The organism is Sorangium sp. So ce887 (assembly GCF_051521455.1).
GTDB lineage: Bacteria > Myxococcota_A > Polyangia > Polyangiales > Polyangiaceae > Sorangium.
The window spans coordinates 10,050,378-10,061,423 of the sequence record NZ_CP150354.1; the positions used below are offsets into that span (position 1 = coordinate 10,050,378).

Genomic DNA, 11,046 nt, shown 5'->3' on the forward strand with positions numbered 1-11,046 from the left:
GGCTCGGTCCTTAGCGCGAGCGACTGCGCGCGCACAGGTCCGCCCCGATCCAGGCCGCGGGGCTCACACGCCGGCTTCGACGGCGCTGGCGACCTGCTGGAGGAGCACCGCCTGCTCGATCACCTCGGGCGGCACCCCCAGAGCCTCGCGAACCGCGCCCGCGCCCTCGCGCGCCACGCCGACATCCTGGCGCGCCGCGCCCGCAGCCTCGCCCGCCGCGCCCGCAGCCTCGCGTGCCGCGCCCGCAGCCTCACCCGCCGCCCCCACATCCTCCTGCTCGGCCGCCCGGCGCAGCGCCGCGATCTCCGCCTGCGCGGCGATGAGCGCCTGCTCGAGCTCCTCGTGGAGCGCCGGGGGTGAGCCGGCGGTGCCGCGCGCCTCGGTCAGCTCGCGCTCGAGCTGCGCGATCTTCCAGCTCGCGGCGTGCACGTCGGCCTCGCTCGCGGCGGCGCTCCGCGCCAGCGCGTCGAGCTGCTGCCGCAGCGCCTCCACGGCGTCGCCCGGCCCGCCGGGCCCCGGGAGCGTCCCGCCCGGCTCGCCGCCTGCAGCCTCGCCCGGACCGCCTCGCTCGGCCGTGGTCGACAGGAAGACCGTCCCGAGCTCGTCGACGAGCTCCTTGCCCACGCGCTCGCTCTCGCGCAGCTGCGCCTTGAGCGACGCGATGACGTGGCCCCGGTCGCGGAGCGCCGCCTCCAGGCTCGCGATCTCGGCGGCCGCCGCCTCGCCCGCGTCGCGCTTCTCCAGCTCGGCCGCCCGCTGCTCCAGGGCGACGACGCTCTGCTCGAGCTCGACGATCCGCGCCTCGAGCAGCTGCCGGCGCGCGTCGAGGGCGCTCCGCTGCTCCTCCAGCGCGCGGTTGTCCCGCTCGAGCCGGTCCGCGCGCTCCTTCAGCCGATCGCGCTCGCGCGCGAGCTCGGCGCGGGCGCCCTCGTGCTCCTCGTGCTTCGCGGCCGCGCGCCGCGCCTCCTCCAGCGCGCGCTCGCTCTCCTGCGCGCGCCTGCGCGCGGTGTCCCGCTCCGCCGTGATCTTCGAGAGCTCCCGCCGCGCCCCTGCGGCGGCCGCCTCGAGCTCCTCCACGCGCGCCGCGAGCGCCGGGTTCGGCGCCGCGACGGCGGGCCTCGCCTCGAGCTCGGCGATCCTGACGCGGGCGGCATCGAGCTCGGCCATCGCTGCGTCGAGGCGGTCGCGGGCGCCGGCGATCTCGGGCTTGTTGCGGATCATGCCGAGCTCGAGCTCGACCTTGGTCCGCACCCGCTTCTCGTCGTCGAGCTGCTTGGAGAGCCGGGTCGCGCGGTCGCGCTGGCTGCGGAGCTCCTCCTCCATGTCGCGGATCTGGTGCGCCAGGCGCTCGGCGCGGACGTGGGTATCGCCCGCCCTCGCCTCGACCTCCCGCAGGCGCGCTCCCCGCGCCTCGAGCTCGGCCTCCGCCTCGGCGAGGCGCGCGGCCGTGGCGACCGCGCTCTCGGCGCGGGTCCCGGCGTCGTTGCGGTCGCGCTGGTGCCGGGTGCGCAGCTCCGCGAGCTCGCCCCCGAGCCGCTCTGCGCGGCCCTCGGCCTCGGTGAGCGCCTCGACCGACGGGCCGGCGGCCGCGACCGGAAAGCCGGCGAACGGCAGCTCGATCACGGCGAACGCGTCGAGCCGCGGCAGGCGCTCGCCGGCCACGGCGATGAACCACTCCGGCTCCTCGGAGCCGTCGAGGATCGACGTATCCACGCTGACCTCGGGCTCGCCCTGCGGCGCGAACTCCGCGACCGTGTAGCCGACGAACGGCGCCTGGCCGACCATCCGCACCTGCTTGAACTGGAGCGCCACGAGGTCGTAGAGCGCATAGTAGCCGGGCGCCGCGCCGCGCCGCGCGCCCGCCGGGAGCAGCCCCCGGGCGACGTCCGGGTTCGGCGACGCGATGATGGCGGCGCCGCTCGCGGCGGTGAGGCGTCGGGCGCGCCGGAGGATCTCGGCCGGATCGCTGAAGATCGAGAGGTCGGGGATGACGAGGGTGTCGAAGGCCCCGTCGCGCACGCCGAGGTCGCCGTCGAACACGGCGAAGCTCGGGTGCGGCTGCCGGGAGCTCGCCGATCGCGCGAGCTTCTCCGCGACGCGCGCGGCGTCCGGATCATAGGCGTGGACGAGGCGGGCTCCGCGCTGGAGCAGCCGATCGGCGAGGCCGATGGTGGCGTCCCCCAGGACCGCGACCCGCCGGCCGCGCACGAGCGGCTCGAGGTACGCGCTCAGCACCAGAGCGGGGTGGAGCGCAGCGGGGGCGGCGTGCCGCGGCGAGCCGGCGGCGAGGGGGGACTCCGTCGTCATGGTCCCGTCCTCTTACGGCGCTGGGGGCCGGGAGTCCACAAAGCGCAGTGCAGGATTGCAACGACGCGCCTGCCGCGCCGGGAGCCCGCCCTGCGCCCCTGGCGCCCCACATCCCGGCGGCTTTCAAGCCCCCCGCGCTCCCACGGCCTTAACCCCCTCCTCCCGCGCGCGAGCCCAGCGCCCCATCCACCTCGCCCCGCGGCGCCCCTCGTCCATGACGCTCTGCGTCTTTCACGCCCGAACCCCGTGCAGTAGCTCCCGATGTCATCTCCACAACAAGCATCTCCACAACAAGCGCGCGTCGCGCGCTGTCCTGCGCGATTGTTGCGGTTGGTTGCGGCGGGCTCAGTCGATGATGCGTGCAGCGGGCTCAGCCCACGATGCGTGCAGCGGGCTCAGCCGATTGTGGGGTGCGCGCTCAGCGGATCACGGTCTCGCAGCCGAGGAGGATCTGGATCTTCGCGGCGGACGCGTTCCTCGCGGCGTCGCAGGTGTCGGGGCACAACACGAGCGCCGCGGGCGAGCTCGGGTCGTCGTAGCGCCAGCCTGGACCGTCGCAGCCGGGGCGCTGCGGCAGGATCTCCTGCGGCGCGCCGTCGAGCCCGAACAGGACGTTGACGTCGTTGAACGCGATCTGCCCGCCGGCCACCTCGGAAGGGACCTTGTACTCGCACGGGAGCGCCTGCCCCGTCACCTTCGCGAGCGCGTTCTGGAACTCGACGGCGATGTTGGTCGCCGCGACGAGGACCGCGGCGTCGGTGCCTCCTGCGGCCGCGATCTGGTTGGCGATGCTCTGGTCGACGCCCGGGAGCCCGATCACGAAGGTGCGCACCGGGGGGTGGTAGCGCGCGCCCGCCGCCGCGAGAGCCGCGATGGCGGCCGGGTCCTCCGGGTCCGCGCTGCCGCACTGGGCCGCGGGCCCCTGCGGCTTCCCGTCGGTGACGAGCAGCACAGCGGAGGCCTCGCCGGGGTTGTTCTTCGCCATCTCGATGCCCTGGAGCAGCGCGCCGCCCAGCGCCGGATAGATGGGCGTGCTCAGGCCGTCCGGCCCTTCGTCCTCGATGGCCTCGACGATCGCGCCCGCGTTGTCCGGGAGCGGACCGAACGGGACCCGCGGCGCCTTGTAGGCGTTCTGGTCGCAGGCCGGCACGGCGTCCGCGGCGCGCGGGAAGAAGCGCAGCGCCACGTGCACGCCGGCGAACCTCGGGCTGTTGACGAACGCCTTCAGGCCGACCTTCGCGCTATCCCACTTGTTTCCCACCATGGAGGAGGATTTGTCCATCATGATGTAGAGATTGAGCGGGACGGCGATCGCCTCCTCGGTGACGAGCCCGCAGGCGGCGTCCGGGTCGGGCCGGGTATCGATGGGCGCGTCGCCCAACAGCCCTCCATCCGGATCGACGTTTCCGCCCGAGCTGGCCCCTTCCGACGAGGACGATACGGAGCCGATCCCCGAGTCCGGGGCGCAGGCACCGTGGAGCCCGGCGGCGGCAGCGAGCCCGAGCAGGGAGGCGAGCGAGAGGCGGTGGAGCGGTTCGAGGCGCATGGGATGCTGGCGGACGGCAGGGACGGCACGGAGCCCAGGCAGGAGCGCAGACTCAGACTACCGGACTCGGTGGCACGTGCGAGGGGCGAATCGCGGGATCGTGAGCTGGCTCGCCGGCGCAGCGCTATCGGTGCGTGGAGCACGGCGCTGTCGGTGCGTGGGGCACGGCGCCATCGGTCCATGGGGCTCGTTGGTAATTACCGTCAGCGTGACAAAGTCTTTCCGAAAAGCGCGCGAAGGTGCAGAATCAAGTATGCGCGTTCGCTCCCTCCTCGGAACGGCCTCTGTGCTTGCGATGCTCTCCGCGCTCGGCTGCGCCGAGAGCAGCTCGATCGACGGTCCGATCGGGCCGGTCTCCGGCACCGGCGGCGGCTCCGGAGCGGGCGGAGCGCCTTCCGCGAGCGGCGCCACAACAACGTCATCGAGCAGCAGCGCGGCTGTCACGAGCGGCACGAGCGGCACGAGCGGCGCAGGCGGGGGCGAAGGCGGCGCGGGTGGGGAGGGGGGCAGCGGCGAGGGGGGCGGTGGGGGCGAGGTCACCGACCCTTGCGCGATGGGGTGCCTCCCGGGCACGCATGACGTGGACGGCAACCCGCTCACCGGCGTGTGCAGCTGTGAATACGCGTGTACGCCGACCCCGGCGGGCGAGGCGGGCGAGGATCCGATCGACGGCGATTTCGTCGACGACAACTGCGATGGCGGCGACGGGCTCGTGGAGCAGTGCGTCTACGTCTCGGCGGACATCGGGGATGACGCCAACAGCGGGACGCGCACGGCCCCCGTGAAGACGATCGCCACGGCCATCCAGGTGGCGCGGGATGGCACGGTGCCAGCGGTCTGTCTCTCCGGCGAGCTCTACGAGGAGGCCGTCACGGTCGTGTCCGGTATCAGCATTTATGGTGGGTTCGATCACGACGATCCCGATTTCAAGTTCCGGAGGACTCCCACGGTGACGACGACGGTGCGTGCGCCGGGCACCGTGTTCCACGCGCCGGCGATCGAGCAGCCGACGCACATCGAGGGTATCAGGATCGAGGCGCTGAGGGCGACGTCGCCGGGCACGAGCACCTATGGAGTGCGGCTCGGCGGGGGGCGCGAGCAGCTCTTCGTGCGGTACAACATCATCGACGTGGAGGACGGGCAGGACGGGGCGGACGGCACGCACGGGGCGGCGCACTCGGCGGGGACGGCGACGGCGGGAAATGTGGGTGAGGTCGGCTGCGACGCATGCAGCAGCTATGGATACGGAGGCGCGCAGACCACGTGCACCGAGTTCGGCGGCGCCGGCGGCCGGGGCGGCTACAACAATGGCACTGGCTCCACGGGCTCACCGGGGAGTGGCGGCGCGGCAGGCGGTCCGGGAGGCGCTTCGTCAGGCGAGTGCGGTCCCAATAGCGCGGGAGGCGGAACCGGCGTGGCGGGTGCGGTCGGGCTGCAGGGAACTCCTGGCGCCGGAGGGGCGAGCCTGGGCACCATCGCATCGGGTATCTACCAGCCGGCGAGGGGTACCAACGGACAGAACGGCGCGATTGGCCGCGGCGGTGGCGGCGGCGGCGGCGGCGGCGGCGGCTCGTGCGGGGTCGGATGCTTCTGCTATGAAGATCGCGGCGGCGGCGGCGGCAGCGGTGGATGCGGCGGACTCGGCGGCCGCCCCGGGCACGGTGGCGGAGGAGGCGGGGGAAGCTTCGGTATCTTTGCGGTGGGCGGACGGGTGATCGTCTCCGGCAACGTCATCACAACCGGCGCGGGCGGCGCCGGCGGTCGAGGCGGCAACGGTGGTGTGGGCCAGCGCGGAGGGAGTGGGGGCATGGGTGGCTCGGCCCGCGAGGACTCCGGCGGCGGCGGCACCGGTGGCAAGGGCGGCGACGGCGGCGCCGGCGGCCCCGGCGCGGGCGGCGGGGGCGGCCCGAGCGCCTGCCTGGCGCGGTCCGGCAGCGTGGTCTTCACGTTCGCGGACAACAGCTGCACGACCGGCACGCCCGGCTTCCGCGGCGAGGGCGGCACGAACACGAGCGGCGGCACCGGGGGGCCAGGGCGGAACGGGACGGCGGCGGCGAATCTGCAGATCAACTGACCAGCGTCGCGCCGCTCGGAGACCTATCTCCCAACCCGGCCCAGGTCGAACTTCGTCACAACGGCGCTGAACTCGCCCGGAGCCACGACCTTCGTCTCATCGCCAAAATCCAGCGTTCCGTCGTTGAGCCCGACGGCCACGAGGGCATTCGTCCCCGGATCCGTGTCGATGCCGACCACCGCTTGCCCTGTCGCAGCATCACCGAAACGCCTGCTCCAGAGGTGCGCTCCGCCAGCGCTCAGCTTCGCGACGGTCCAGTCCCGGTCCTGTCTGCCGCCGAGCGGCCCGCCCCCGAAGTCGACGGCGCCTGCGACCCCGGCGCCGAGCACGATGTCTCCGGCAGTGTCGGCGGCAACGTGAACCCCGAACGGCGAAATAGACTCGACGTCCGATCCACTAAAACCTGATTTGGGCTCCACAGCTAACTGGGACGAATCATCGCCGAATCTCAATGACCACAGGTGGTTCCCCGCGGACGAGAGCTTCACGAGCAGGATATCCGAGTCCGCCGGCCCGCTGGTCTGCTGGGCGCCTCGGACCCCCTGGGTTTTGACGGCGATCGCTCCTGCGAGAGCCCCAGCCACGAGGATATCCCCTCGCGCATCGACATCGATGTCAGTCACCCAGGCATTCCCCTCTCCTTGGAGGCCAACGGTCCAATCCCACTCCCCTGTGGACGAGAGCTTGAGCACGAAAGCTCCAGCCCCCGACGGGCTCGGGCCGATGTTCCTGTCGAAGCCGACGTCGGTGAATCCCGTGAACCGGCCCCCCACGACGATGTTACCGCCGGGGTCCACCGCCACCGCCTTGGCCTCGAGGCTCGTCGTCGCCGTGGCGTATTCAGGGTCGGCCAACTGCAAGCTCCATAGCGGATTACCCGTTTCGCCGTCCAACTTCACGATAAAAGCGTCCTTCGATGATGCAGTCGTCAGGGTCGACGAACCCAGGCTTACCTCGCGGCTGAAAGAGCCGACGAGGACCACGTCACCGTCGGGCGTAGCCGCCGAATCCAGGACAACGAGGCGACCCGTGCCCGCGAACAAGTTGCGCCCCCAGATCAACTTGTTGTCGGACGAGAACCTGGCCACGAAGCAACCATCCTCATCGAGAGTGGGCGCCGTGATGGAATTGCCAGCACCAAACTCGATCGCGTTCTCGTACAGGCCCGACAAGACGACGCTGTCGTCAGGCAGCACCGAAAGACGCGATCCCAACGCACCATCCAAGTCGTTCACCCGCAGCCACCGGCTGAAGGCATGGTTACCGTCCGGCTTCAGCTTGGCGAGAAAGAAAACGAAGTCAGACGATATCAACGGCGGGCCGCCGAAATCCGTGGTGCCTTGAAAGACTCCTGAGAGGAGGATGTTTCCCTTCGAGTCGAGCCGAGCGCTCTCTGGAAAGACCAACTCATGGCTCCCGAAGCTCTTCGCCCAGACCAATCCTGAGCACGAATCTTCGTCGCAGTCCTCGAACTCGCCGAGACCCAGGACCTGAGCACACGAAGCAGTGCTGAGGAGGGCCCCCAGGGCGAGCACGCGGGTGGCGCGAACGAGGCGAGAAGAAGGCGGAGCGCGGCGCATGGTGACGTATGAGGCCCCAAAGCGTCACGCCCGTCAAGGGTGAAGCAAGACGCACACGAGTCCTGCTGGCTCGCGCCGGAGGGCACCTTCGCGCGTCCTCTCCACCGAGCACCGGGCGGGCCTCTCCCGGTTCCGGCGGCTTCATCTCGGGTGGACCGGTCGGAGCGCTTGCGGCAGGCTCAAGCGACTGCCGTCCTCTCTTTCTTGATGCCAAAGAACGCCGGCGACCGTCGGCGTCTTTTATCCCCCCTCTATCCCCGCAGGAGACCCGCCCTCAGGGCGCCGACAGCGAATAGGTCATCATCGGGTAAACACAGCCAAATCCGTGACTTCGACGTATCGACTGGCAGCGTTCATCAGGTGATTTCCGTCACTCCTGGTGATGACGCCTGAGCCCGCGCGCGATGTCCCTGCTGCATTACCCCTCCTCCCGCGCGCTGGTGGTGGCCGGATTTGAACATGAAGGCGGGAAGGCGGGAAGGCGGGAAGGCGGGAAGAAAAGATCAATGATCTTCCCGCCTTCTCGCCTTCATGTGAATCACTCCGGGGCAAATCAGGCCACCACCCGCGCGCTCGCCCTGCCCAGCAGGCTTGCCCCTCCTTGCCCGCGCGCCTCGCGCGCCCTCCCTCCCCGCGCCCTCCCTCCCCGCGCCCGCCCTTCCCGCGCCCGGCCGCCAGCCGAGGCCGGCGCCCAACCGTCCCTACCGCCAGGGCGCCGGAGCGGCTACAACCTGAGCTCGTTCCGCGGGCATGCTGGCGCAGCGCGCTCGGAACACCGAGGACTGCCGATGGACCACGACATCGACGACGTGATCGACGGTCGGTACAAGCTGATCGAGGTGGTCGGCCAGGGAGGCCATGGCGTCGTCTACCGCGCCCTGGACCAGCAGACCGGCACGCAGGTCGCGGTCAAGTACCTCCGGCCCGAGTTCTCCAGCGATCCCGCCCTGAAAGCCCGCATGCGGCGCGAGGCCAGCGCCATGGGCACGCTGTCCGGCACCAGCGCGACACAGGTCTTCGCCTTCTGCGAGGCCCCCGACGGCACGCTCTTCATCGTGATGGAGTTCCTGAGGGGCAGCGACCTCGAGACGACCCTGCGCCGGCTCGAGGCGCGGAACCAGCGGCTCCCGCTCGTCCGGCTCCAGGAGCTGTTCTGCCCGATCATCGACACGCTCGACGCCGCGCACGCCCGCGGCATCGTCCACCGCGATCTGAAGCCCGCGAACATCTTCGTCCTGGACAGCGACGCCAGCGGCCCGCCCTCCTTGTCTCGCCAAAAAAGTAATTCAGAACACATCTCCCTCGATCGCTCTCCTGCTGGCGACCCGATCCGTCCCGCGGACCACGGCGCCGGCGGCGGATCGCCGGCCGATCCCGGCGCAGCGGCCAGGGGAGGCGTGCGCTTGCTTGATTTCGGGCTTGTCAAGGTCATGCAGGCCGACCCCCTCACCCGCGAGGGGGCGATCCCCGGCTCGCCCAGCTACATCGCGCCCGAGGTCTGGAAGGGCCGGCCCCAGGAGATCGACCACCGGATCGACATCTACTCCCTCGGCGCGGTGCTCTTCCGCGCCCTCGCAGGCCGCGTGCCGTTCTCCGGGGCGAGCCGGGTCGACATCCTGCTCGCCGCCGCGCGCGGCCCCCGGCCGAGCCTGTATGCCCTCCGGCCCGACCTGCCGCCCGAGGTCGACGCATGGGTGGCCCGGGCGCTCGCCGTCGTCCCGGAGGAGCGCTTCCAGGACGTCCGCGCGCTCTGGAGCGCGCTGGGGCCGCTCCTCGACCTCGCCGCTCGGGCCGAAGGCGAGGCCGCCGGCGGCGCGATCCTGCGGTGAGCACGTTCCCCCACCCGTGCGCCTTGCGACGCGGGAAGCGGCGCTGATAGCGTCTTCCAGACCATGTCTGAATCGAGGGCCGCAGGATGAGCTCCTCGCCCGGTCTGTTGCAGCCGAATACCCGGTTCCGCGACCGCTACCAGGTGCTGCGCGTCATCAAGGCGGGCGGCATGGGCGCCGTCTACGAGGTGATGGACGACGTCACCGCGACGCGCCGCGCGCTCAAGGTGATGCTGCCCAGCCTCCTCGACAGCGAGGAGCTGCGCGCCCGCTTCGCCCTCGAGGCGCGCATCACCGGCATCATCGAGAGCGACCACATCGTCAGGACCTCGGACGCCGGCATCGACGACGAGACCGGCACGCCGTTCATCGTCATGGAGCTGCTCCGCGGCGAGGAGCTCGGCGGCCTCCTCAAGAAGCGCGGCTCCCTCCCCGCCGAGGACGTCGCCCTCTACCTGTTCCAGGCCGCGCTCGCGCTCGACAAGACGCACGCGGCGAACATCGTCCACCGCGATCTCAAGCCGGACAACCTGTTCGTCACGGTCCGCGACGACGGCTCGCCGTGCGTGAAGATCCTCGACTTCGGGATCGCCAAGGTCATCGAGCAGCACCATGCCTCCACGCTGACCCGGCAGATGCTCGGCACGCCCGTGTACATGGCGCCCGAGCAGATCCGGGCCGAGCGCAACGTCGGTCCGCGCGCCGACATCTACGCGCTCGGGCACGTCGCGTTCGCGCTCCTCGTCGGCGAGTCGTACTGGGCCCAGGAGGCCGAGGCGACCCCGTCGCCGTACCTGCTCGCGGCCGAGCTCCTGCGCGGGGCGATGGAGGCGCCCAGCGCTCGCGCAGCGCGCCGCCGCTCCGCCGCGCTGCCGAGCGCGTTCGACGGCTGGTTCTTCAAGACGACGGCGCTCAGGCCCGAGGACCGCTTCGATCGCGCGTCCACCGCGGTGAGCGCGCTCGCCGTCGCGCTCGACGTGCCGCTCCCGCGGGCGTCGCGCGTCGTGCTCCTGCCGGACGCGCCGCCGCCCGCTCCGAGCCCGAGCGTGAACCCGAGCCCCACCGACCCGACGCAGCCCTCGCGGCCCGGCAAGTCGGGGCGCTTCGCCGACGTGCCGACCGTCACCGCGCCTGAGCCGTCCACGACGCCGCCGTCGCGCCGCCCCCCGCCCTCGCCGCCGCCCGTGTCGAGGTTCCCGGAGACCCGGTCCCGACCGTCGGAGGCGCCGAGCCGGACGAGCGCCTCGACGGGTGAGCCGTCGAGGAAGTCCGATCCTGCGTCGCGGCGCGAGCGCGCCGCGCAGCGGCGGTTCCACGTCCGGGCCGACACGGTGACGGGGGTCCTCCACGTGAAGGTCTGGGGCTTCTGGGACATCGACGAGGGCAAGGCGTACCTCGACGATTTCCGCCACAAGGCCTCGACGCTGCTCCACCTCGGCAAGCCCTGGTACGTGCTCGCCGACATCGCGGACTTCCCGCCGCAGAGGCCCGACGTGAGCCCCTACGTCGAGCAGACCATGGCCTACGCGGTCGAGCACGGCATGCGCAAGGCGGCGAACCTCGTGAACAGCGCGCTCTCGAAGATGCAGATCTCCCGCCTGTCGGCCGGCATGGGGCTGCCCGAGTACTCGTTCTTCACCGCGGAGGCCGACGCCCTCGCGTGGCTCCTGAAGGGCTGAGCGCCCCCGACCAGGGCGCGAAGGGCTCCGC

The 11,046-nt window shown here is 71.7% G+C and carries 6 protein-coding genes; 3 read left to right on the forward strand and 3 right to left on the reverse strand.

The window, feature by feature from the left end; genetic code table 11:
* Positions 1-63: 63 nt before the first annotated feature.
* Together WMF36_RS37550 and WMF36_RS37555 are read right to left on the reverse strand one after the other, a co-directional pair.
* Positions 64-2,307, reverse strand: a complete 2,244-nt coding sequence (locus WMF36_RS37550; protein WP_437575628.1) for a hypothetical protein — start codon at positions 2,305-2,307, stop codon at positions 64-66.
* Between the two features lie 418 nt (positions 2,308-2,725).
* Positions 2,726-3,853, reverse strand: coding sequence for a vWA domain-containing protein (locus WMF36_RS37555; RefSeq protein WP_437575629.1), 1,128 nt, complete (start codon positions 3,851-3,853; stop codon positions 2,726-2,728).
* 253 nt (positions 3,854-4,106) lie between these two features.
* Between WMF36_RS37555 and WMF36_RS37560 the strand changes: the two genes are divergently transcribed.
* Positions 4,107-5,927: a PE-PGRS family protein gene (locus tag WMF36_RS37560; RefSeq protein ID WP_437575630.1), complete on the forward strand. Its 1,821-nt coding sequence runs from the start codon at positions 4,107-4,109 to the stop codon at positions 5,925-5,927.
* Between the two features lie 23 nt (positions 5,928-5,950).
* On the opposite strand, the gene WMF36_RS37565 is transcribed toward WMF36_RS37560, so the two are convergent.
* The gene (locus WMF36_RS37565) at positions 5,951-7,366 is read right to left on the reverse strand and encodes a hypothetical protein (protein ID WP_437575631.1); all 1,416 of its coding nucleotides are present in this window, start codon (positions 7,364-7,366) and stop codon (positions 5,951-5,953) included.
* 929 nt (positions 7,367-8,295) lie between these two features.
* Here WMF36_RS37565 and WMF36_RS37570 point away from each other — a divergent pair.
* Both WMF36_RS37570 and WMF36_RS37575 read left to right on the forward strand, forming a co-directional pair.
* Positions 8,296-9,336 carry a serine/threonine-protein kinase gene (locus tag WMF36_RS37570; protein WP_437575632.1) on the forward strand — a complete coding sequence of 347 codons (1,041 nt, stop codon included), beginning with the start codon at positions 8,296-8,298 and terminating at the stop codon, positions 9,334-9,336.
* Positions 9,337-9,422: 86 nt separating this feature from the next.
* Positions 9,423-11,015 (forward strand): serine/threonine-protein kinase, encoded by a 1,593-nt coding sequence (locus WMF36_RS37575; RefSeq protein WP_437575633.1) that lies wholly within the window; start codon positions 9,423-9,425, stop codon positions 11,013-11,015.
* Positions 11,016-11,046 lie beyond the last annotated feature (31 nt).